Raw genomic sequence first — 23406 nt, 5'->3', positions numbered from 1 at the left:
TGAAGACGACCATGAAACTGAGCGGCGGCTACACCAACTATGGGGAGACGATCGGCATTCTCATGCTGGACACAAAATTTCCACGCCCGCGCGGCGACATCGGAAATGCGCTCTCCTACGAGTTTCCAGTGCGCTACAAGATCGTACACGGTGCTCACGCGACCAAGATCATGGGCGATCATCCGGATGCGAGCCTTCTGGAGCCCTTTGTGGTGGCAGCGCAGGAGCTGGAAGCCGATGGCGTCAAGGCGATCACGACCAGCTGTGGCTTCCTCGCCCCGTTCCAGAAGCAGCTCGCCGCGGCTGTGAACATTCCCGTTTTCACCTCCAGCCTGATTCAGGCGCCGCTGATCCACGCCATGGCGCCGCCCGGCAAGATCATCGGCGTTTTTACCGAGCGCGGACATCACATGAACGACGGTCACTTTCGCGGCGTCGGCTGGTCGCGGGACGATATCCCCGTTCAGATCCAGGGCATGAAGCCTGATGCGCAGTTTCCGGCGGCCTACATTCTCGGTCGGGAAGAGCTTGATACCGATGTGCTGCGAGCCGAGATGGTCGAAATGACGCAAGCCTTCATTGCATCTTGCAAGAATCCAGGCGCCATCCTGTTCGAATGCACTAATATGTGTCCCTTCGCCAAGGACGTTGCGAACGTATCGGGACTGCCTGTCTTTGACATCAACACGATGATCAACTTCTTCTACCGCGCAGCCAATCAGGTGCCGTTTCTGCAATCGGGTGGGGTGAAGTCGGACACACCGTTTAGGCAGTCTGGCTTTCGCTCAAACCAAGTTCCTTGATCATCGAATCACGCATCAGGAATTTCTGGGCCTTGCCCGTCACCGTCATCGGCATTTCCTCGACAAAACGAATGTATCTGGGCACCTTGTAGTGGGCGATTTGACCGCGACAGAACTCGCGGATCTCGTCTTCAGTGCAATCGTGGCCCGGCTTGATCACGATCCAGGCGCATATTTCTTCGCCGTATTTTTGATCCGGAACGCCAAAGACCTGCGCGGACTGCACCTTGGGATGCCGAAACAGGAATTCTTCGATCTCGCGCGGATACACGTTCTCGCCGCCGCGGATCAGCATGTCCTTGGCGCGCCCTACGATGTTGCAATAACCCTCGTCGTCGATGATCGCGAGGTCGCCGGAGTGCATCCATCCATCCTTGATGACTTCCGCCGTCCGCGCCGGGTCGTCCCAATAGCCGCGCATGACGGAATAACCGCGCACGCACAACTCACCTGTCTCTCCGCGCGGGACAATCTGGCCGTTCTTGTCGATCACCTTCGCTTCGAGACACGGCTGAATGCGCCCGACCGTTGCCACCCGCCTTTCCAGCGGGTCGGTTGTCGAGCTCTGGAATGATACCGGCGACGTCTCCGTCATGCCATAAGCGATGGTCACCTCGCTCATGTTCATCTCGGAGACCACCTGCCGCATGGTTTCGATCGGGCATGGAGAGCCAGCCATGATTCCCGTCCGCAGCGAAGACAGGTCGAAGGTCTTGAAATCGGGATGCGCAAGTTCGGCGATGAACATCGTTGGCACCCCATGGAGCGCCGTGCAGCGCTCCTCCGCGACCGCGGCCAGAACCGCGGCTGGATCGAACGCTTCGCCCGGAAAGACCATGGTCGCGCCCGTGCTGACGCATGCGAGAACTGCCAGAACCATTCCAAAGCAATGATAGAGCGGCACCGGGATGCAGAGCCGATCGGCTTCGCTGAAATTCAGCGCTTGCGCGATAAAACGCGCATTGTTCACCACATTATGATGCGTGAGCGTGGCGCCCTTCGGGCTGCCGGTGGTTCCGCTTGTGAACTGGATGTTGATCGGGTCGTGGCAGTCGAGAGATTCCTCGCGAATTGTGGTGCTGCGCCCTTTCGCCAGAACGTCGGTATAGTTCAACATGTTCGGCGTGCGGCCTTCGCCCATTCGAATAATCCATTCCAGCCCGGGCAATTGGGGACGAACCGTCTCGAGCATCTCGAGGTACTTCGAAGTCTTCATCTCCTGGGCGGAGACGACAGCCCGGCATCCCGATACGCCAAGCGCGTAACCCAGCTCGGAAAGACGATAGGCAGGATTGATATTGACGAGGACGAGGCCGAGCCGTGCCGTCGCGAATTGCGTCACCAGCCATTCGACGCGGTTGGGCGACCAGATCCCGACGCGGTCACCCTTGCGAAGGCCGAACTCCTGCAGCCCGGCGGCAAACGCCTCGATCTCGTTCGCAAACTCTTTCCAGCTCCAGCGGACGCCCTGCTCGCGGAATACAACGGCGAGACCGTCGGGGAATCGAGCGACGGTCTCAGCGAGCAACGCCGCGATCGTGAGATTGCTGAGCGGCGCATCCGCTGTACCACGGACATACGAGTTAGCCTCGGTTTGAGCCATTTCTTCCTCCCTCCGGCTGCTTTCGCAAGAGGCGGTAGCGCTACAGCGCGACAAAGCTTCTTTGTTGCCAATATGGTCACAAATCGTGCCAAAATGAAGGGATGAAACATGTCGCTGCAGCGCCCGATCGCCTTCGTCAGGACTGTGGCTTTAGCTCAAAGAGATAAGAGCAAGCCTCCGAGACAGCGGTAAGTCTGCGCTTCGGCTCGCCGCAGCAACGGCGAGACAGAGAGAGCAGCCGCCAGTCCTGAGCCGGTCTAACCCAACTCAATAATAGCAGGCATTTCTGAACTTCGGCGAACCATGGCGATGCGAGCTCATACGGACTCCCTCTCCGCCACCGACTTTCGGCAGCGAAAAGGTCCTTCAATATCATTATTTCTCGAACCGCCGGAAAATGACGGTGTAGCACCGTGGTGACCTAAATTGGCATCATTGAGACGCCAGTGAAAGGGGTTGTCCAAGCGAGCGCAATTTCAACGGATGGCTCGAGAAGGTGCGTCGGCGGGTCGGAGGTGGCGCCGATCGGCGATCAAGCGCTTCGAGAAGATTTAGCATGGCGTTTCAACAGATCATTCGAGACCGTGTCGATGATCTCACCGGATAGTGCGGGATCTGACACCACGCGGGAGAGGACAACCGATCCGATCATCTCGGCAAGCGCCGTTATTGCCGCACTCCGTTTCGTTTTTGCACTACCTCGGGGAACGACCTTGGTGAGAAGCCCGATATAGTTGCTGACGATGCTGCCGAAGCACTCCCGCAGCGCCGGATCGTCGTGACGTGCCGCGTCTGCAGCCATTGCTGCAAGGCCGCAGCCCTGCCCCGGATTGTCGCGGTGGTTGTCCGACACGTAAAAACGCACGAGGGTCTCGAGCGGATCATCGCTCGCTGCAATTCGGCCGGCGATATCCTCGCTCATATCCTTGTAGGCCCGCTTGACCGCCTGAACGATGAGGTCGTCCTTTGACTTGAACTGGCGGTAGAAGCCTCCGGGCGTGAGCCCGGCAGCCCTCATCAAGTCGACAAGCCCAATACCGTCCATCCCACGTTCCCGGAACAGCCTTGCGGCGGTCGCGATGACCCGCTCACGATTCTGCTCGACCGTTTCCCTGCTGACCTTCACGATCCCGTTCCTTCCGATGGCGATGGCCGCCACAAAACGCTGGCGCGACCTTTTCATCGGGGCTCGCACCGTGGTCCCAAAACACCTTGACAATGATTACATACATAATCATAAACGTGCGATGATTACGAGCATAATCATTAATTCGCGCTGACAAAGGAATTCGAGATGGCACAGGCACAATCGCGCGCCGCGGAAAAGGTCGCCCTGATCACGGGCGCTTCCGGGGGCATCGGGCTTGCGGCCGGAGTTGCCCTGCTCCGAGCGGGATATCGGGTGTTCGGCACCAGCCGCCAGGCTGCCCCAATGAGGTGCGGCAGGGCATTCATATGCTCCGCTGCGACGTCACCGATGATGTGTCCGTCAAACAACTGATCAAGGACGTCGTCGGGCTTGCAGGCCGGATCGACGTGCTTGTGAACAATGCCGGCCGCAGCTTGATCGGCGCCGCCGAGGAATCTTCTCTCGATCAAGCCCGGAGCCTGTTCGACATCAACGTCTTCGGCATCTTTCGCACCACCACCGAAGTGCTGCCCATCATGCGCAAGCAGGGCCAGGGCCGGATCATCAACATCAGTTCGGTGGCCGGCTTCCTGCCCGGACCATATACAGCGCTCTACAACGCCACCAAGCACGCCGTTGAAGGCTATTCCGAATCGCTCGATCACGAACTGCGAACATTCGGCATTCGTGTCTCACTGGTCGAGCCTGTCTTCACCCGAACCGCGCTGGAAGAGAGGATCCTGAGCGTCTACGACAAGGGACGCGCGGCCATGAACGCGACCTGGCGCAACGGCATCGCGGCCGGCGATCCCGTTGAAGCCGTGGCGGACAAGGTGGTGCAGGCTGCCACCGAAAAACAGCCGAGCATCCGGTACACGCCTGGAAAGGTAGCGGGCCGTCTCCGCCTGATGCGACGCTTTGTTCCTGAAAAGACCTTCGAGAAGAGTTTTCGCAAGCAGATGGGCGTGACCGATTGATCGCGCTACTCGAGCGATCGCCCAGCAAGCAGACATGTCTCTTTCACCGAGGAGCGACCCATGAAGTACTATTTGTGCAAGTACATTCCGCCGCGCGCTGATTTTCTGGCGACCCTGACCGCCGATGAGAAAGCATGGATGAAGCAGCACGGCGCGTTCCTGGATGATCTGCTCGCAAAGGGGCAGATCGTCGCGCACGGCCCTGTCATGGACCCGAGCGGCGGTTATGGCGTGTCGCTCTATCAGATCGCCGATGACCAAGACATCAAGGCGATCACCTCGCAAGACCCCATCGTGAAGAACGGCGCCGGTCACTATGAGCATCATCCGATGCTTCATCTGAAGGCGCGCGGCTAAACGTGCCGCTCCGACGATCTGTCACCACCGATCCCCGGCACAGCATCCCGATGCTCAAAACTCAATCAGGACAACATCCATGACGATCGCACTCGTTACCGGCGCCTCGAGTGGCATCGGCGCAGTTTACGCACGCCGTCTGGCCGCACGCGGCCACGATCTCGTGCTCGTCGCTCGCGCGACTGACAGGCTCAACGCCCTTGCCACCGAACTGCGCAATGCGCATGGCATTGCGGTCGAAGTCATCACGGCCGACCTGGTCGACGGCTCCCAACTCGAACCGGTTCTCCGGCGCCTCCGCTCCGACCCGCCCATCGACATCCTCGTCAACAATGCAGGCGCGGCGTTGCTCGGTGATTTCGCGACCGCCGATCCAGTCAAGATGGACGAACTGCTACGGCTAAACGTGGTCGCACCGACGTTGCTCGCGTCCGCCGTCGTCGGCCGCATGGTTGAACGCGGCAACGGCGCGATCATCAACATCGCGTCGGTGCTGGCTCTGTTCCCCGAATATTCCCGGGGCATCTACCCGGCGACCAAGTCATACCTGATGACGCTGTCGCAAGGCCTTGCTGCCGAAGTCGCGTCGAAGGGCGTCTATGTGCAGGCCGTGTTGCCTGCGGCCACGCGCACCGAGATTTACGAACGAGCCGGTGGCGACGCCAGCAAGGTGCCCAATGTCATGGAGGTTGAAGATCTCGTGGATGCGGCCCTGGTCGGCTTCGATCGCAAGGAATTGGTGACAATTCCACCGGTGCCCGATGTGGCGGCGTGGGACGCCTTTGAGAAGGCGCGCGGCGTTTTGGCGGCAGGCTTCGGCAACTCCAAACCAGCCGCGCGTTATCGGGCCTGACGGCGAAGTTGGTCGTCGTCGCTCGCTGATCGGCGCGAGCAAATCGGACATCTGCGCAATCAGAGTGGTCACCATTTCGGAGCGCGCCGCCGGAACTCGAGTGCTTCCCCCACCACCACGAGCCGATTTTGTACGACAACCAACGATTTTGTACGATTGCTTGCGCTTGATCGTAGCGCCCCCATGTCCGCCTGATCGATCGGCCATCGCTTTCATCAGCATGGACGTGTTATTCGGCGTCGGAGCTATCGATTCTTTTTCATTGCCAACGTCGAAAGATGACGCTGGCGTTGACGCCTCCGAAGCCGAATCCATTCGAAATCGCATGCTCTATCGTCATGCGCCTGGCCTCACGAGAGACGAGGTCGACGCCTTCCGCGGCCGCGTCGCCATTTTCGAGATTGAGAGTGGGCGGCGCGACTTGGTCGCGTAACGCGAGGATCGTGAAGATCGCTTCCGCTCCCCCGGCTGCACCGAGCAGATGACCAGTCGCCGATTTGGTAGCGCTCACGGCAACTTTACCGTCGCGGCCGAACACGGATTTGATCGCTTCCAGTTCGGAAATGTCGCCAACCGGCGTCGAAGTGGAATGGGCGTTGAGATGCTGGATGTCACCGGGCTTGAGGTCGGCCTGCCTCAAGGCGCCTTCCATCGCGCGACGCGCGCCGTCTCCATCTTCTGGTCCTGAGGTGATGTGGTAGGCGTCAGCCGTCGTGCCATAGCCGGCGATTTCCGCGATCGGTTGGGCGCCGCGGCGGAGCGCATGTTCCAACTCTTCGACGACGAGAATACCGGCACCTTCACCCATGACGAAGCCGTCGCGGTCGCGGTCGAAGGGGCGGGACGCGCGCGCTGGCGTTTCGTTGAAGCCCGTTGAAAGGGCCCGGGCAGCGGCGAAGCCGCCGAGGCTAACGAGATCGATGCAGGCTTCCGAGCCACCGCAAATCGCAACATCCGCTTCGTCGCCTCGAATGAGGCGTGCGGCATCGCCGATCGCCTGCACGCTCGCGGCGCAAGCTGTAACGGGCGTACCGATGGGGCCCTTGAAGCCGTAGCGGATGGAAATATGACCGGCCGCGAGATTTGCGAGAAAGGACGGCACGGTGAAGGGTGAGAGGCGCCTGACCCCGCGCTGATCGGTGGTGCGAACCGCCTCGACGATTGCCGGAAAGCCTCCGATGCCCGATGCGATCACGGTCGCCGTGCGCTGGAGCGAGTGTGCGTCGGAAGGAGTCCATGCGGCTTGTGCAATGGCCTCGGCCGCGGCGACCAGTGCGAACAGGATGAAGCGATCCATCCTCCGCTGGTCCTTGGGAGCAACGACCAGACCGGGATCGAAGCCGCCATCCGGATCGTCGGCCATTGTCGGCACGATTCCAGCGACCCGCGCGGGAAGGGCAGCCGCCCATTCGGGAAGGGCAGCCAGCCCTGAACGGGCCTCGCGCAGGCGCGACCATGCCAACTCACTGCCGCAACCCAGCGGGGATACCAGTCCCAACCCTGTAACAACGACACGACGCATAATGAGATTACCTTCCAATCTTGATCCATCGTCCCCGATGGCAGCTAAGCTGCCATTCGCAGCAGATCAATGATCTCGGCTTCGTTTTTGAAGGGCCTCGGATTGGCCTGTACGAAGCGATGATTGATTGCAATCTTGCTAATCAGATCGAATTTGTCTTCGCCTATGCCGACATCAGCGAGTCGGACAGGTAGTCCAAGCGATTTCGTGAATGCTGCAAAGGCGTCTGCGGCGTCGCCTCCCGGGGCGCCAAGAGCCGTCGCCAAACGCTTCTGCGCATCCTCGGTGAACGGCTTGTTGTAGCGAAGCAGGCTCGGCATGATGACCGGTGTGCAATAGTAGTGCGGAACGCCGAAGGTCCCGCCAAGCACATGGCCGATACCGTGACTGGCTCCCATCGGGACCCGCGCCTGGAGGCCGAAAGCGGCGAGCCACGCGCCGTATTGAGACAGTCGACGCGCCTCCAGATCATCAGGTTGCTGCAAGGTCCGGAGCATCCCCTCGCGCAGGGTGCGGATGCCTGCCAGGACGACCTCGTCGGCGAGTGGCGTGCCTGCGGGCGAGCACAATGCTTCAGTGCCGTGGTCCATCGAGCGCGTTCCCGATCCCATCCACAGCTTGGAAGGCGTGTGAACGGTGAGAGCAGGGTCGAGAATGATCGAGACCGGCATCATCTGGGGATGGAAGAAGATCTGCTTCAGCCTGTTGCGTTCGTCCGTGACAAGCGCTGCTGCATTGTATTCGCCGCCATTCAGCGTGGATGGCACCGCGATCTGTCGGACCTTGGGCGCCCGGAACGGAGAGACGGTGACGCCCGGTCCCATGGGGAAGGGATCAAAGCCCGCTTCATCGCGGATGTCATGTTCCATCGCCATGATGACGATCTTGGCGAGATCGATCGCCGACCCCCCGCCCACGGCGACGACCAGATCGGCTCTTGCGTCCTTGGCTTGACGGGCAACCTCGGCAGCTTGCTTGCGCGTAGTGTGCTCTGCAATTCCGTCGAAGGTCGCGACGTGCCTGCCGCCGAGCGCACGCCGGATCTTCTCGATCTCGTCGGTCCTGGTGTTCAAGGTTCGGCTGACGGTCAGGAAGACGCGCCTGGCATCCAGTCGCACCGCTTCATCGTTCAAAGCGTCAGCAGCAGCCTTACCGTAAACGACACGATCGATTGCCGGAAAATTGTGTATCCCTGCTTTGCGCATTTCTTGCTCCCTTTAAGTTCTAAAATAGAATTGAAGATAGTACCAATAGTGGGCGGGCGCAACGAAGGAGTGATCTACCTACCACAGCAATTCCAAAGCTGGCTGGAGCCAGCCTGCCGTTCGCGAAACGAAAACGATCGTCTAGCCGCTTGACGAGTTCAAAAAAAGAACTGTAAGCTGCCAGCGAGAAGATGGCCGAACGCAACGGCCGCTATGTGCCGGATGCGGCTGGACCGGTCAGTCGATGCGTCTTCGCAATGACGAGCGACGAGTAGCCGCGGCGCAACAAAACAAAGCCGGTACCCGAAAAGGGTCAACGTTTGGGAGGACGAGCAATGTTGGTGAGATGGAAGATCCTTGCGGCTCTGGCTCTGTTTTTGAGCGGGCCGGCGTTCGCTGCCGAAGAGCCGGGAATCTCTGCTACCGAGATCAAGGTCGGCGGGGTTTTTCCTTTCAGCGGACCGGCGTCATCCATCGGCCTCGTGGGCAAGGGACTCATGGCCTACATTCAGGCCCTGAATGACCGCGGTGGCGTCAACGGACGCAAGATCAACTACATCGCCTATGACGACGGATATAGTCCTCCCAAGGCGGTGGAGCACGTTCGCAAGCTCGTTGAAAGCGACGAAGTGTCGTTCATGTTCGGCCAGCTCGGCACTCCCGGCATTTCGGCCACTGCAAAATACCTGCGGTCGAAAGGGGTGCCTAGCATCGCAATTATCAGCGGGTCATCCAAGTTCACGGACGTCGTCAATTACCCGATGACCACGACAGGTCTTGTCAGTTACGACACCGAGGGCAAAATCTATGCAAAGTATCTGACGAAGGCCCTGCCAAACGCCAAGTATGCAATCCTCTATCAGAACGACGACCTCGGTAAAGACTATGTCAGCGCCTTCAAGGCGTTTCTCGGAAAGGATTTCGACCGAAAGGTCGTGACTGCTTCCTATGAGGTCACCGAACCGACGGTTGATTCACAGGTCGTCAACCTGAAGAGTTCCGGTGCCGATGCTCTTGTGATCGCCGGCACGCCGAAGTTCGCGGCGCAAGCCATCCGGCAAGCCTCTTTGATCGGCTGGAAGGCGACCGTGATCATCAATTTTCCTTCCAGCTCGGTCGGAGGCACGCTCACGCCCGCGGGCCTTGATAAATCGGTCGGCGTGATCGTCGGCACGACCAACAAGGACGTTGTGGATCCGACCTGGAAAGACGACTCTGCCATGCAGTCCTACCGGTCATTTCTGGACAAGTATTTGCCGGGTGTCGATGTCACCAATGGCAGCTATCTGACCGGCTATCAGCAAGGCATCCTTCTCGAGCAGCTTCTGAAGCAGTGTGGCAACGACCTGTCTCGCAAAAATATTCTGGCGCAGGCCAAGAACCTGAAGGATTTCGTCATTCCGACGGCGCTGCCCGGCATCAAGGTCAATACAAGCGACACCGAGAACATGATCTGGACCCAGATGCGGTTGCAGCGATGGACGGGCGCAAGCTGGGAAGGCTTCGGAGAAGTGCTGGACGCCAGGTCCGAGTGACCTCGCATTAGCGAAGCGACGGGCGAGGTAGTTAGCGGGGGCGAACTGCCGACCGGTCCGGTCGGGCACAGCAGTGATGGGCACCCGGTTGAACCTCGTCTCGCGCGCTCATCGGACCATCACAGCAATTCAGGAGGTCGTTTTCGATGTCGACGAAGGCACTGACGTTTGCGGCGAGGGAGCTTTCCATCGATCGTCGAACCGATGGAACGCTCGTGTTGAGCTCGCCCCTCGAATTGGGGAAGTGTGACTGGCGCATCACCGATTTTCTTCCGAGCTGGGCAGGTTCGGTCCCGGATAGAATTTTTCTCGCGCAACGCAATGCGAATGGGGGGTGGGACGAGATCACCTATAGCGAAGCATGGTCGCAGGTTCAGGCGGTCGGCCAAAGCCTGATCGATATGGGCGCAAAGCCGGCTGACAAGCTGGCGATACTTTCAGGAAACTCCATCGAGAACGCGTTGATCTCGTTTGCCGCGATGTCGATAGGGGTGATCCTGGCGCCGATATCGCCAAACTACACGCTGATGCCCGGCGGCCTGGCTCGTCTCAAGGATATCGCGGAAACGTTGCGCCCGAATTTCGTTTTCGTCCAGAGCGCGAGCGGCTTTTCCGCCGGGCGCTCCATTCCCGAACTGGCGGCCGCGACCTGGATCAGCGTCGATGGTGGGCCGGACACCGTGCCTTTCGGCGCACTGACATCCCGAACTGGGAACGAAGGATTTGCGGATGCTTCGCGGGCAATTTCCTGCGACGCCGTTGCAAAGATTCTCTTCACATCCGGTTCGACCGGTTTCCCCAAAGGCGTGCTCAACACCCATCGCATGATGGCGAGCTCCTTGCAAATGGGAAGTCTGCTGGTATCTCCTCCGGACGCACCGGTGCAGGTTGAGTGGTTGCCCTGGCATCATACCATGGGCAGCAATGTGATCCTTCACGGGATTCTCAAGAATGGCGGGACGCTTTACATCGACGACGGCCGGCCGCTGCCTCAGCTCTTCCACAAGACAGTCGCGAATCTCAAGGAGATTTCGCCGACCGCGATGTTCAACGTGCCTGCCGGCTATAATCTCCTGTGTGACGTGATCGAGAACGATCGCGACCTTGGCGCCGCCGTGTTCAAGCGGTTGGACAGATTGAGCTACGCCGGGGCTGCAATTTCGGAAACCACGCTTGAAAAACTCTATCGACTGATATCGTCGATCACCGGCCGGCGCATTCCGGTGATGTCGGGCTACGGCACTACCGAAACGGCCCCGACAATAAGTACGACCCATTGGGCAACCGAGCAGCCGGGCGAGATTGGTCTTCCCGCGCCGGGGCTGCAACTGAAGCTGATTCCTGTTTCAGATACTTTCGAGGTTAGGGTCAAGGGACCCAACGTTACGCCCGGTTATCTCGGAAGGCCGGATTTGACGGAAAAGGCCTTCGATGAGGAGGGGTTCTATCGCATCGGCGATACCGTCTCGTTCCTGGATCCTCAGAAGCCGGAGCTTGGGCTGCGCTTTACGGGCAGAATTTCCGAGAACTTTAAACTCGCGAACGGCACATGGATCTCGATTGGGAATATGCGCGCGGCGATTTTGGCGGCAACTCGCGGCGTATTGCTGGACATCGTCATTGCGGGAGAAAACCGCGAATCGTGCGCGCTACTCTGCTGGTTGAATCCTACCGAGGCGGTACGGATTTCGAAGACATCAGCATCAGATTTGACCTGTGACCCCCTCGTGACTCAATTTCTGAAGGATCGTTTCAAGGAATACAATGAAACCGTGGGAAGCAGCGAAAGGATCTACTCGTTCTCCCTGCTGAAAGATCCGCCATCATTGGCCGCAGGAGAAATCACCGACAAGGCCTATGTCAATCAACGTGCTGTGCTGAAGAACCGCTCTGATCAAGTAGAACGTCTCTACTGGAAGGACCCAAATCATGATGTGACTTGGGTCTGAGGTGGCGTTCCGCTATTTTGTGGGGAGTCGGACGTCTTGGTGTCGCCATTTGGTGGCGGCGGGGGTGCTTGCGCTGAAGCTTAGCGAGAACTTCGATGCATACCAGCGTGAGCGGCCACCTTAAGCAGCGCTGCGGCGCGCCCTTGCTTTGGGTTTCTCCGGTGCCTGTATTGCCGGGGTGCTTCGCGCGCCGGGGCCAGGGTGAGTATGAACCTCCTTGGCCGAAAGCGGCTCACCGCATTCGGAGCACACCATAACCGGATCGAAGTTCTTGCCACATTTGCGGTGCTCATGCAGCAACGGCCGCCCGCGGGTGTCGACCATGTGCGTGTCACCCCAGTGCACGATTGCCATCATGATTGGATAAAGATCGAGCCCTTTTTGGGTGAGGATGTATTCATGCCGTTTGGGCGCCTCCTGATAGGGAATGCGGCGCAGCACGCCTTGCCGCACCAGTTTCTTCAGCCGCTCCGCGAGCAAATGACGAGTGATCCCAAGCGCGGACTGAAATCCTTCGAAGCGGCGCGTGCGCAGAAAGCATTCGCGCAGGATAAGTAGGGTCCAACGGTCGCCGATCACGCCAATCGTGCGGGCCATCGAACACGGCTCTTCTTCAAGGGCATCCCATCGCATTTCCTGCTCTCCAATCCATCCGGCACGCTGTATTCGCTCGAATCGTCCAAGGGAACCTCAGCTCACCTCCCATTCTAGATAGGTACTCAGCTCCAAACAATCCCCTAAGGAGATGGCAAAATCAGCAGAATAGCGTGAATAATTGACAGTTCGTTTTCAGAACTATAAAGAGAGTCATGGTCGTATTTCGGCTGCTGAATACCAGGCCTGAACATCCAATGCGCTCGCGGGAGAAGCTGACATGCCCCTGAAAGTTGAATTCCAGTTCGATTTCGGCAGCCCGAACGCATATCTGGCGGAAGTAGCCATTCCGGGCATCGAGCGGCGTACCGGCGTAAAATTCGAGTACGTCCCGGTTCTGCTTGGCGGCATCTACAAGGCGACGGGCAACATGTCTCCCTTCGATTCGCTTCGCGGAATCAAGAACAAGCCGGAATACCAGGCGCTCGAGACTCAACGGTTTATCCGTCGCCACGGAATCACGAAATTCCGTCCGAATCCGTTCTTTCCGGTCAACACGCTGATGTTGATGCGCGGTGCCGTCGCGGCTCAGTTCGAAGGCATGTTCGAGCCTTATTTCCGCGCCGCTTATCATCATATGTGGGAAGAGCCGAAGAAGATGGATGATCTCGAAATTTTCCGGAACGCATTCATCTCCTCAGGCATCGATATCGACAGGTTGATTGCACGTGCGCAGCAGGATGACGTCAAGAAGGGGTTGATCGATCGGACCACCGACGCGGTTAGCCGTGGAGCATTCGGCTCACCGACTTTCTTCGTTGGAAAGGAAATGTTCTTCGGCAAGGACCAGCTCCGTGACGTCGAGGAGTCGATCGTCGAACAGACCAGTCAGCTGGTTTCGAAAACGGCCTAAGGTTGAGAATTGAGGCCTGCAGAGAAGGCCGATGTTCCGGGCTTGCATGAGGAAACCTCAGTCAGCCCAGCAACAAAGTAACCTCAGGGAAAATGCCCATGCCTGGCCCTCTTAGCGGTGTTCGAGTCCTGGATTTGACAGGCGTGGTGTCCGGTCCCTACGCGACCATGTTTCTGGCGGATCAGGGTGCTGACGTTCTGAAGATCGAGCCGATTGGTGGCGATATTACGCGGCGCAGCCGCGCTACCATTGACAAAGACGGAGAGTTTTCCGCGCTTTTTATCTCTTCGAACCGCGGGAAGCGCTCACTATCGATCGACGTCAAGAGCGCGGCCGGCCGAGAGGTCCTCGCCAAGCTGGTCGCGCAGGCGGACGTCCTGGTGCAGAATTTCCGGCCTGGTACCATGGAGCGCCTCGGCCTTGGCGTCGATGAATTGCGCCAACGCCATCCGCGCTTGATTTATGTCTCGATCAGCGGGGTCGGCGAGACCGGCCCGTATGTGAAGAAGCGCGTCTATGATCCGATCATTCAAGCGCTCTCGGGCTTTGCCGATATCCAGTCGCAGCCGGTCACAAACCGTCCGCAGATGATCCGCACCATCGTATGCGACAAGACGACCGCCGTGTTCACCGCGCAGGCGGTGGCAGCGGCACTCTACGCTCGCGAGAAGACCGGGCAGGGCGATCATATTCAGGTCGCAATGCTGGATGCGATGATTTCGTACCTGTGGCCGGAAGGCATGATGCAGTACACGGTAGTGGGAGCCGAGACCGCCGCTGCCGATCCTAACGATCGGCCGGATCTCGTATTCAAGACCAGCGACGGCTACATCACGGCCGGTACCATCTCGGATTCCGAATGGGAGGGGTTCTGCCGGGCCTCCGGCGATCCCGAGCTTGCCAAGGATCCTCGATTTGCGACGCCATCGGCGCGTTCGGTCAACGCCACGGCACGCATCAACAAGATGGCGGAGTACATCGGACAGCACACCACTGCCGAATGGCTGGAGCGCCTTGATGCCGCCGACGTCCCTTGCGCTCCGATTCTGCGGCGAGGCGAGATCATTCACAATGAACAGGTAATCGCGCGCGGCATCATCGCAGAGTTCGAGCAGCCGAAGGTCGGTCGGGTGCGGCAGCCGAAGCCGGCGGCCCGCTTTGAGATCAATAAGGCCGCGATCGGCGGGCCTGCTCCCCGGGTCGGCGAGCACTCGCGCGACGTGCTGCAGGAGCTGGGTTACGACGATAGCGCCATCGACAAGATGGTCGCCGAGCGTAGCGTGCGCGTGGCGATCTAAGCTCGAATCCCGCCCGAGTGGTAGTCGGTTTCTAAACCTTGGCCGGCACCGGCGTGATCGGTACTAACGGGGCATTTGCCGCGACGGCTCGCTGGAAGGCCTCCCGTTTCTTGATACGTTCGAGATAGGGCTGCGCGTTGTCGCAAATGCCGACGCCATAGGCGATAGCCCACTCAAGGCAGGTCGTGAGGAGGATGTCGGCGCTGGTAAACCGGTCGCCCATCAGGAATTGCCGGCCGTCTGCGAGCGCGACTTCGACATGGCGCAACTGCTGACGGAAATACTCGCCGGCCTGGGCGACGACCTCGGGCGCTACACCGTAGATCGGACCGAGCGCATCTGCGCGATGGCGGCGCATCACGTAAAGGCTCGTTGAATCCAGTTCCGCGACGATAAAGAAACACCATTCCAGCCACGCGGCATACTCACGGGTGGTTTCAGGAATCAGCGAGCGTTCCGTCGTGGAGTACATTCGCGACAGATAGGCAACTATCGCGGCGCTCTCGCCGATGCAGAAGTCGCCGTCCTGGAGCAGCGGTATTTTCTGGCGTGGATTGAGTTTGGTGTACTCAGCGGTCTTGGTCTCGCCTGTCCGCGGTCCGATCGGCTTTGTCTCGTAGACCAAGCCCAGTTCGTGCATTGCCCAGTGCGGGCGAATGGTGCGGCTTGTCCCAACACCCCACAAGGTCAGGTTTGGTGTCGCGCTCATATTACCACTTCTCCACGGACGGCCGGAGATCGAGCTCGTGGGTCCAGCCATCCCTGGTCTGCTGATGAGTGAACCAATAGGCGTCAGCAATGGAAGACGTCTTGGTCAGGCTATCTGCGGGGATGTCGCTTGCCTCGATTCCTTTTGCCGCTTTCATGCGCTGATGAATGGCTTCGCTATCCACACCAGCATCGATCAACAGGTGCACGACATGAATATTCTTCGGCCCCAGTTCGCGCGCCATCGCTTGGGCCACAGCACGAAGCCCAAACTTCGCGGATGAAAATGCCGCAAACCCCTTGCCGCCGCGTATGCTGGCGGTCGCACCCGTAAAGAAGATGGTGCCGCGTCCGCGCGGCAGCATGAAGCGGGCAGCCTCTCGTCCGACCAGGAATCCGCCGTAACAGGCCAGTTCCCAGGCCTTGAAGAACAGCTTCTCCGTGGTCTCCAGCAGAGGCTTGTTGACGTTCGAACCAGCATTGTAGAGGCAGACCTCGATAGGCCCGAGTTCCTTCTCGATCCGTGCGAATATGCCTTGGACCTCCGCCTCCTGACGGGCATCGATGCTGAACGCGTGAATGTCGTGTCCTGCAGCCCTCAGCTCACCCACCAGCCCCTGCGACTTGGACGCATCACGCCTGCAGATGCAGACCGTATAGCCGCCCTTGGCAAAACGCCGTGCAACGGCCGCACCAATGGCGTCGCCCGCACCGACAAGTATCGCTACGCCGCGATTCATTCCGCTCCTCCCGATCAGTTCTTATTTAGTACTTTAATCGTAACGATTGGCCGACGCGTTGTAAATGACGGTTTTCATACGGGGAAGGCAGACGAAAGGGCAGATCTGTTGCCGGTTTGGGCGATGGAGGCTGAAAGAAAGAATTAGTGATTGACGAGTTCTAAAAAAGAACGTTAGGTAGGTGGCGAACGTGTCGCGCTGCAACGTGGCACGGTTTGGTCGGGAGGTCGGTCGTGGCGGAGCTTTCGGAGGCGATCAATCTCGACGAGATTGCGGTCGGCTTGCCGCGCCGCATCCATGACGTCACGGCAATGCAGGTTGCCAAAGCCGCCGACCGGATCGCGCTGGTCGAAGACGGGGCATCCTGGAGCTACCGCGATCTGGATCAGCGTGTCAGTGAGATCGCCGCCGTCCTGTCGTCGCTGGGAATCCGAGCGGGCGACCGGATGGTCATTGTCAGCGAAAACTGTATCGCGCTTGCCGCGTTGCTGTTCGCGACAAGCCGGCTCGACGCCTGGGCGATCGTTGCCAACCCCCGATTGTCCGCACGGGAACTGGACGAGATCCGCGACCATAGCGGTGCCCGTCGGATGTTCTTCGCCTCGGGTGTTTCGAGAGAGGCTGCGGCGCACGCATCACGCTACGGCGCGCAGAACCGACAAATAGGGGTGCTGCTGGAGATTGGTGTTGGCCCGCTAAGCGAAAGCGCTACCGTCGAGCCGGTGGAGGCCGAGCCGGCGAAGCAAGTGGCGGTGCTGATCTACACTTCGGGAACGACGGGGACGCCGAAAGGCGTGATGCTGTCCCACGAAAGCCTGCTGATCAGCGCAAAGGCGACCGCCCACGTCCGCAAGATGGATCACAATGACAATATTTATCTCGTATTGCCGATCTCCCATATCGTCGGCATCTCGCTCCTGATCATGACATTGATGGTCGGGGGCACGGTGCGGATGGTCAGCAAATTTGATCCTGCGGCGACCGCCAGGGCGATCGGAGAGGAGGGTGTTACCATCCTCAACGGGGTACCCGCTACTTATCAACGCCTCCTGGAATACAAAAGCGTGTCAGGCGTGAAGCGGCTCTCCCGAGGCGCGTTACGCTTGATGACCGTCGCCGGCGCGCCGCTCGATTTGAACCTGAAGTCGCGCGTGGAAAAGGAGTTCGGCCTTCCGCTGCTAAATGGCTACGGCATCACCGAATGTTCGCCGGGAATATCGGGGGTGCGCTTCGATGCCCCGCGGTCGGACCAGGCGGTTGGCACGCTGCTGCCGGGAGTAGAGGCGCGGGTCAGAACACTCGACGGCTTTCCTACGGCAAGAGGGGAAGTTGGGGAGCTGCATGTCCGTGGCCGCAACGTGATGCTCGGTTACTATCGTGCCCCCGAGCTTACCGCCGAGGTGATAGACAGTATGGGCTGGTTCAATACCGGCGATATAGCGCGTTTCGACGGCGATTGCCTGTACATTGTCGGGCGCACCAAGGAGATGATTATCCGCTCGGGCTTCAACGTCTATCCGGCCGAGGTCGAAGCGGTCCTCAGTTCGCACAAAGACGTCGTGCAATGCGCCGTGGTCGGCCGTGTAATTGACGGCAATGAAGAGATTGTCGGTTTTGTGCAGCGGCTGCCGGGATCGCAGGTGACGCCGGAGAATTTGATGACTTTCATCAGATTTCAGCTCACCTCATATAAGCGGCCGTCCAAGATCATCATCCTTGATGCCTTGCCAGCCACCTCAACGGGCAAGATACTCAAGCACAAGCTCGCGGAGTCTCTGCAAGCCGAAGGTAGCCGAGTTCCTCCAGCGCTGACGGCCGATTTTACGCAGACAATGTATCTGACCTGACCGGGAGAACACCCTTGAAAAAAAGAAATGCAACCGTCGCCGTGATCGGAGCCGGCGATTTCATCGGCGGCGAGATCGCCAAGAAGTTTGCCTCCGAGGGCTTTACTGTCTTCGCCGGCCGCCGCAACGGCGACAAGCTGGCGCCGTTGGTCAAGGAGATCGAGGCCGCCGGCGGCGAGATCCATGCACGTTCGCTCGATGCGCGCAAAGAGGAGGAGATCATCTCCTTCCTGAGTGACGCTGACAAGCGCGCGCCTTTGGATGTCTGCATCTTCAACATTGGTGCCAATGTCAACTTCCCGATCCTCGACACGACCGAGCGCGTGTTCCGTAAGGTCTGGGAGATGGCCTGCTACTCCGGCTTCCTCGCCGGCCGTGAGGCAGCCCGGCTGATGCTGCCGCGCGGCCAGGGCAACATCTTCTTCACCGGTGCGACAGCGTCCTTGCGCGGCGGCAGCGGCTATGCCGCCTTCGCCAGCGCCAAATTCGGGCTGCGCGCCGTAGCGCAAGCGATGGCGCGCGAACTCGGCCCGAAGAATATCCATGTCGCCCACCTCATTATCGATTCGGGTGTGGACACCGAGTGGGTTCGCCAGCGGCGCCTGGAAGCGCTCGGGCCCAATGCGCTTGACGATCCCGATGCGCTGATGCCGCCGGCCTCGGTGGCGACGTCCTATTGGCAGCTCTATCAGCAGCCGAAGAGCGCCTGGACCTTCGAGATGGAAATCCGTCCGTTCGGCGAGAAGTGGTAGGGGAGACCAGCGATGGAGCTCGCGCTATCGCCCGAGGACGCAGCGTTCCGCGATGAAGTGCGTGCCTTCATTGCGGAGAATTATCCGGCGGAAATGCGCGTTCCGAATCCGGAGACCGATCTGACCAAGGAGCAGTCGCTACGCTGGCACCGCATTCTCCACAAGAAGGGCTGGCTCGCCCCGCTTTGGCCCAAGGAATATGGCGGCCCCGGCTGGTCGATCACGCAGCGCTTCATCTTCGAGCAGGAGACCTCCCGGGCGGGGACGCTGCCGCCGCTGGCGTTCAGCGTCACCATGGTCGGTCCCGTCATCTACACCTTCGGCAACGAGGCGCAGAAGAAGAAATTCCTGCCGCGGATCCTGTCCGGTGAGGATTGGTGGTGCCAAGGCTATTCGGAGCCGGGCTCCGGCTCGGACCTGGCGACCGTCCGGACCAAGGCGGTGCGCGACGGCGATCACTACATCGTCAACGGCCACAAGACCTGGACCACGCTGGCCCAGCATGCCGACTGGATCTTCTGCCTGGTGCGGACCGATCCGAGCGCGAAGCCGCAGTCCGGCATCTCCTTCCTGCTGATCGACATGAAGTCGCCCGGCGTCACGGTGCGGCCGATCATCACGATCGACGGCAGCCATGAGGTTAACGACGTCTTCCTCGAAAATGTCCGCGTGCCGGTCGAGAATCTGGTCGGCGAGGAGAACAAGGGCTGGACTTACGCCAAGTTTCTGCTCGGCAACGAGCGCACCAGCATGGCCGGCATCGGCCGCTCCACCCGCTACATCAACAAGCTGAAGCAGATCGTGAAAGCCGAGATCCCGCCCGACGATACCGCGCATCTCGAATTCCTGCGCGACATCGCCCGCATCGAACTTGACGTACTGGCGCTGGAGGCGACCGAGCTGCGCGTCGTGGCCCAGATGGTTCGCGGCATCGATCCGGGTCCCGCAGCGTCGCTGTTCAAGATCCGTGGCACCGAGATATTTCAGAACATCACCGAACTCACCCACCGGGCGATCGGCAATTACGGCCTTGCCATTCGGGAGCATCCGGTCAGCGCCAACCGCTTCATGCCGGGCCCGGATTACGGCCACACCGCGTCGGAGAAATACCTCAACGCGCGCAAGCTCAGCATTTACGGCGGATCGAACGAAATCCAGCGAAACATCATCGCCAAGGCCGTGCTCGGGCTCTAGCCACGGCGGATCGGGAGGAGCGGATGGATATCCAGTTCACGGAAGAGCAGGAGTTGCTGCGCTCCAGCGTGCAGCGCCTGCTGCGCGACCAGTACGGTTTCGAGGCGCGGCGCAAGATCGTAGCGAGCGAGGAAGGCTTCAGCCGGCAACAATGGGCCGCCTTCGCCGAGCTCGGCCTGCTCGCGGCGCCGTTGTCCGAGAACGCCGGCGGACTTGGCGGCGGTCCGTTGTCGACCATGATCATCATGCACGAGTTCGGTCGCCACCTCGTGGTCGAGCCTTTCGTCGAGACGGTCGTGCTGGCCGGCGGCCTGATCGAGCACGTGGGCACGCCGGAGCAGCAGCAGGCCTTCATTCCCGGCATCATCGACGGCAGCAAGATCTGGGCGCTGGCCTGGACCGAGAAGGGCTCCCGCTTCGACTTTGCCCATGTCACGACGACGGCTCGGCGCGAGGGCAACGACTACGTTCTGAGCGGCGCGAAGACCATGGTGATCGCCGCGCCCTGGGCCGATCACCTGATCGTCTCGGCGCGAACCTCCGGCGGCGAGCGTGACCGTGGCGGCGTCAGCCTCTTCGTGGTCGATCGCCGCGCCGCCGGCATCGACCTGCAGAGCTTCAAGACCATCGACGGCCGCCGCGCCGCCGAGATCGGCCTGCGCGATGTCCGCGGGCAATTGCTCGGGCGGGAAGGCGAGGGCGTCGCCGCGCTGGAAGCTGCCCGCGACCGCACCATCGGCGGGCTCTGCGCGGAGGCGGTCGGCGCCATCGGCGAGCTGAATGCTGCGACGCTGGACTATTCGAAGACCCGCAAGCAGTTCGGCACCACCATCGGTTCCTTCCAGGTGCTGCAGCATCGCATGGTCGACATGTTCATTGCCCATCAGGAAGCGCTCTCCCTGATGCAGCATCTCAATCTGAACCTCAGTAACGGTGATGCCGGCCTGTCGCGTCTCGCCTCCGGCGCCAAGTCGAAGATCGGCTATGCCGGCCGGTTGGTCGCCGATCAGGCGGTGCAGATTCATGGCGGCATGGGCATGACCGACGAGCTCAACGTCGGGCACTATTTCAAGCGCATCTCCTCCATCAACATCCAGTTCGGCGATCCCGCGTTCCACGTGCTGCGTTACGCGCAGCTGGATGCGGCCGCGTAACCAGAAGAGGCCAGCATGACGATCGAAGCAGTCATCGTTTCCACCGCAAGGACGGCCGTCGGCAAGGCCTATCGCGGCGCGCTCAACAACACCGACGGTCCGACCATGGCCGGCCACGTGATGGCCGAAGCGGTGAAACGTGCCGGCATCGCGCCTGACGAGGTGGAGGACGTGGTGATGGGCTGCGCGATGCAGCAGGGCACCATGGTGATGAACGTGGCGCGCAAGGGCGCGATCCGCGCCGGCCTGCCCGTCACCGTCGCCGGCACTACCATCGACCGGCAATGCGCCTCCGGCCTGCAGGCCATCGCGGTGGCCGCGCGTTCAGTAATGCTTGACGGGGTCGAGGTCGCGATCGGCGGCGGTATCGAATCGATCAGCCTCGTGCAGAACGAGCACATGAACAAGTTCCATGCCGTCGATGATGAGCTGATGGCGATGAAGCCCGAAATGTACATGTCGATGCTCGACACCGCCGAGGTCGTCGCCGAGCGCTACAAGATCGGCCGCGACCGGCAGGACGAATACAGCCTCGAATGCCAGCGCCGCGTCGGCGCCGCCTTGCAGGCCGGTCGGTTCAACGACGAGATCGTGCCGTTCGCGACCCGGATGGCGATCGTGAACAAGGATACCAAGGAGGTCACCTACGAACAGGTGACGCTCACAAGGGACGAGGGCCCGCGCCCGGAAACCACCGCCGAGGGTCTTGCCAAGATCAAGCCGGTGTTCGAGGGCAAGACCATAAGCGCCGGCAATGCCAGCCAGCTGTCCGACGGCGCCTCGGCCTGCGTGATCATGAGCGACAAGATCGCGGCCAGGAAGGGCCTGAAGCCGCTCGGCATCTTCCGCGGGTTCGTTGCCGCCGGCGTCGAGCCGGACGAGATGGGCGTAGGCCCGGTCGCAGCGATCCCGCGGCTCCTCAAGCGCCATAACCTGAAGATCGACGACATTGATCTCTGGGAGCTCAATGAAGCCTACGCGGTGCAGGTGATCTATTGCCGCGACAAGCTCGGCATTGATCCGAATAAGCTCAACGTCAATGGCGGTTCGATCGCGATCGGTCATCCCTACGGCATGACCGGGGCGCGGCTCACGGGCCACCTCCTGATCGAGGGCCGGCGGCGCAAAGCGAAATACGGCGTGGTGACAATGTGCATCGGCGGCGGCATGGGCGCGGCGGGTCTGTTTGAAATCGTCCATTGATTGGAAACGCAGGAGATTCTCGTGAAGACAGCGATTACTGAACTGTTCGGCATAAAGCATCCGATCATCCAGGGCGGCATGCATTATGTCGGCTTCGCCGAGCTCGCCGCCGCGGTGTCCAACGCCGGGGGACTCGGGATCATCACCGGCCTGACGCAAAGGACGCCGGAACTGTTGGCCAAGGAAATCGCACGCTGCCGCGACATGACCGACAAGCCGTTCGGCGTGAACCTGACTTTCCTTCCGAGCTTTACCGCACCGCCTTACCCGGAATACATCGCCGCGATTAAGGAAGGCGGCGTAAAGGCGGTGGAAACCGCTGGCCGCAGCCCCGAGCAGTACATGTCGGCGTTGAAGGCGGCCGGCATCAAAGTGATCCACAAGTGCACCTCGGTGCGGCACTCACTCAAAGCGGAGAAGATCGGCTGCGACGCCGTCAGCGTTGATGGCTTTGAATGCGGCGGACATCCCGGAGAAGACGACATCCCGAACATGATCCTGCTGCCGCGTGCCGCAGATGAGCTAAAGATCCCCTTCGTTGCGTCGGGCGGAATGGCGGACGCGCGGAGTCTAGTCGCCGCTCTGTCGATGGGCGCGGCCGGCATGAACATGGGCACCCGCTTCGTCGCCACCAAGGAAGCGCCGGTCCACGACAACGTAAAGCAGGCGCTGGTCAAGGCGACCGAACTCGACACCGTGCTGGTGATGCGCGCGCTACGAAACACCGAGCGCGTGTTGAAGAACAAGGGAGTCGACGAGCTAATCGAGATTGAGCGCGAGAAGGGCGCAAACCTGAAGATTGATGACATCCATGAGCAGGTCGCTGGGGTGTATCCCAAAGTGATGATCGACGGCGACATGGACGCGGGCGCCTGGAGCTGCGGCATGGTCGTTGGACTCATCAACGACATTCCGACGGTGAGGGAATTGATCGAACGTATCATGGCGGATGCCGAGCGAATCATCCGTCAACGCCTGACTGGTTTCCTTGAGGGCGCCGAGCAAAGGCCAGCTGCCGCCCGGGCGATCGCGTAGCCAGGTGTTCTAACGAGGCGATGCCCACGCACGGT

The 23406-nt window shown here is 60.3% G+C and carries 20 protein-coding genes and 1 pseudogene; 14 read left to right on the top strand and 7 right to left on the bottom strand.

All coding sequences use genetic code 11. The features are described from left to right. The first annotated feature begins 11 nt into the window (after positions 1-11). Positions 12-803, top strand: coding sequence for an aspartate/glutamate racemase family protein (locus CIT37_RS25070; RefSeq protein WP_161966474.1), 792 nt, complete (start codon positions 12-14; stop codon positions 801-803). Here CIT37_RS25070 and CIT37_RS25065 read toward each other — a convergent pair. Then, on the bottom strand, positions 766-2406 hold the full coding sequence (locus tag CIT37_RS25065; RefSeq protein WP_095425803.1) for an AMP-binding protein: 1641 nt from the start codon (positions 2404-2406) through the stop codon (positions 766-768). The two genes, CIT37_RS25070 and CIT37_RS25065, sit on opposite strands and share 38 nt — an antisense overlap. 532 nt (positions 2407-2938) lie before the next feature. After that, positions 2939-3589 (bottom strand): TetR/AcrR family transcriptional regulator, encoded by a 651-nt coding sequence (locus tag CIT37_RS25060; protein ID WP_202975896.1) that lies wholly within the window; start codon positions 3587-3589, stop codon positions 2939-2941. A gap of 111 nt (positions 3590-3700) precedes the next feature. Between CIT37_RS25060 and CIT37_RS25055 the strand changes: the two are divergent. From CIT37_RS25055 to CIT37_RS25045, 3 genes and pseudogenes are all read left to right on the top strand, one after another. Next, positions 3701-4512: pseudogene (locus tag CIT37_RS25055) on the top strand (oxidoreductase). 60 nt (positions 4513-4572) lie between these two features. Beyond that, the gene (locus tag CIT37_RS25050; protein WP_095425804.1) at positions 4573-4869 is read left to right on the top strand and encodes a YciI family protein; all 297 of its coding nucleotides are present in this window, start codon (positions 4573-4575) and stop codon (positions 4867-4869) included. A 79-nt stretch (positions 4870-4948) separates the two neighbouring features. Next, positions 4949-5722 carry an SDR family NAD(P)-dependent oxidoreductase gene (locus tag CIT37_RS25045; protein ID WP_095425805.1) on the top strand — a complete coding sequence of 258 codons (774 nt, stop codon included), beginning with the start codon at positions 4949-4951 and terminating at the stop codon, positions 5720-5722. 259 nt (positions 5723-5981) lie between these two features. Here CIT37_RS25045 and fabF read toward each other — a convergent pair whose 3' ends face one another. Both fabF and CIT37_RS25035 read right to left on the bottom strand, forming a co-directional pair. Continuing rightward, positions 5982-7244 (bottom strand): beta-ketoacyl-ACP synthase II, encoded by a 1263-nt coding sequence (gene fabF, locus CIT37_RS25040; protein ID WP_095425806.1) that lies wholly within the window; start codon positions 7242-7244, stop codon positions 5982-5984. A gap of 44 nt (positions 7245-7288) precedes the next feature. Then, entirely contained in the window at positions 7289-8449 is a 1161-nt protein-coding gene (locus CIT37_RS25035) for an iron-containing alcohol dehydrogenase (RefSeq protein ID WP_095425807.1), read from the bottom strand. Positions 8450-8784: 335 nt separating this feature from the next. On the opposite strand from CIT37_RS25035, the gene CIT37_RS25030 reads away from it, so the two are divergent. Both CIT37_RS25030 and CIT37_RS25025 read left to right on the top strand, forming a co-directional pair. Further along, positions 8785-9984, top strand: a complete 1200-nt coding sequence (locus CIT37_RS25030; protein WP_095425808.1) for an ABC transporter substrate-binding protein — start codon at positions 8785-8787, stop codon at positions 9982-9984. Between the two features lie 146 nt (positions 9985-10130). Then, positions 10131-11933: an AMP-binding protein gene (locus CIT37_RS25025; protein ID WP_095425809.1), complete on the top strand. Its 1803-nt coding sequence runs from the start codon at positions 10131-10133 to the stop codon at positions 11931-11933. A gap of 120 nt (positions 11934-12053) precedes the next feature. Here CIT37_RS25025 and CIT37_RS25020 read toward each other — a convergent pair whose 3' ends face one another. Beyond that, positions 12054-12566, bottom strand: a complete 513-nt coding sequence (locus tag CIT37_RS25020) for a winged helix-turn-helix transcriptional regulator (RefSeq protein WP_095425810.1) — start codon at positions 12564-12566, stop codon at positions 12054-12056. 241 nt (positions 12567-12807) lie between these two features. Here CIT37_RS25020 and CIT37_RS25015 point away from each other — a divergent pair, with 241 nt between their 5' ends. Next, on the top strand, positions 12808-13440 hold the full coding sequence (locus CIT37_RS25015; RefSeq protein ID WP_095425811.1) for a 2-hydroxychromene-2-carboxylate isomerase: 633 nt from the start codon (positions 12808-12810) through the stop codon (positions 13438-13440). A gap of 98 nt (positions 13441-13538) precedes the next feature. Further along, positions 13539-14738, top strand: a complete 1200-nt coding sequence (locus tag CIT37_RS25010) for a CaiB/BaiF CoA transferase family protein (RefSeq protein WP_095425812.1) — start codon at positions 13539-13541, stop codon at positions 14736-14738. A gap of 31 nt (positions 14739-14769) precedes the next feature. On the opposite strand, the gene CIT37_RS25005 is transcribed toward CIT37_RS25010, so the two are convergent. Both CIT37_RS25005 and CIT37_RS25000 read right to left on the bottom strand, forming a co-directional pair. Then, complete coding sequence (locus tag CIT37_RS25005; protein ID WP_095425813.1) at positions 14770-15447, bottom strand: glutathione S-transferase family protein; 678 nt, start codon at positions 15445-15447, stop codon at positions 14770-14772. 1 nt (position 15448) lies between these two features. Beyond that, positions 15449-16186 (bottom strand): SDR family NAD(P)-dependent oxidoreductase, encoded by a 738-nt coding sequence (locus CIT37_RS25000; RefSeq protein ID WP_095425814.1) that lies wholly within the window; start codon positions 16184-16186, stop codon positions 15449-15451. A gap of 233 nt (positions 16187-16419) precedes the next feature. Here CIT37_RS25000 and CIT37_RS24995 point away from each other — a divergent pair, with 233 nt between their 5' ends. Genes CIT37_RS24995 through CIT37_RS24970 form a run of 6 tightly spaced genes read left to right on the top strand, consistent with a single transcriptional unit; the run spans position 16420 to position 23371 of the window. Then, positions 16420-18033, top strand: coding sequence for a class I adenylate-forming enzyme family protein (locus CIT37_RS24995; RefSeq protein ID WP_095425945.1), 1614 nt, complete (start codon positions 16420-16422; stop codon positions 18031-18033). A gap of 14 nt (positions 18034-18047) precedes the next feature. Beyond that, complete coding sequence (locus CIT37_RS24990) at positions 18048-18785, top strand: SDR family oxidoreductase (RefSeq protein WP_095425815.1); 738 nt, start codon at positions 18048-18050, stop codon at positions 18783-18785. A 12-nt stretch (positions 18786-18797) separates the two neighbouring features. Beyond that, entirely contained in the window at positions 18798-19979 is a 1182-nt protein-coding gene (locus CIT37_RS24985) for an acyl-CoA dehydrogenase family protein (RefSeq protein WP_095425816.1), read from the top strand. Positions 19980-20002: 23 nt separating this feature from the next. Continuing rightward, positions 20003-21133 carry an acyl-CoA dehydrogenase family protein gene (locus CIT37_RS24980; RefSeq protein WP_095425817.1) on the top strand — a complete coding sequence of 377 codons (1131 nt, stop codon included), beginning with the start codon at positions 20003-20005 and terminating at the stop codon, positions 21131-21133. A 15-nt stretch (positions 21134-21148) separates the two neighbouring features. Continuing rightward, a complete protein-coding gene (locus CIT37_RS24975; protein WP_095425818.1) occupies positions 21149-22336 on the top strand; it encodes an acetyl-CoA C-acyltransferase in 1188 nt (395 codons plus the stop codon). Between the two features lie 21 nt (positions 22337-22357). Then, positions 22358-23371, top strand: a complete 1014-nt coding sequence (locus tag CIT37_RS24970) for an NAD(P)H-dependent flavin oxidoreductase (protein WP_095425946.1) — start codon at positions 22358-22360, stop codon at positions 23369-23371. Positions 23372-23406: the final 35 nt, after the last annotated feature.

It is taken from the genome of Bradyrhizobium ottawaense, assembly GCF_002278135.3.
Classification (GTDB): domain Bacteria; phylum Pseudomonadota; class Alphaproteobacteria; order Rhizobiales; family Xanthobacteraceae; genus Bradyrhizobium; species Bradyrhizobium ottawaense.
The sequence above is the reverse complement of the archived record's forward strand: the minus strand, read 5'-3'. Positions and strand labels throughout refer to the sequence as shown.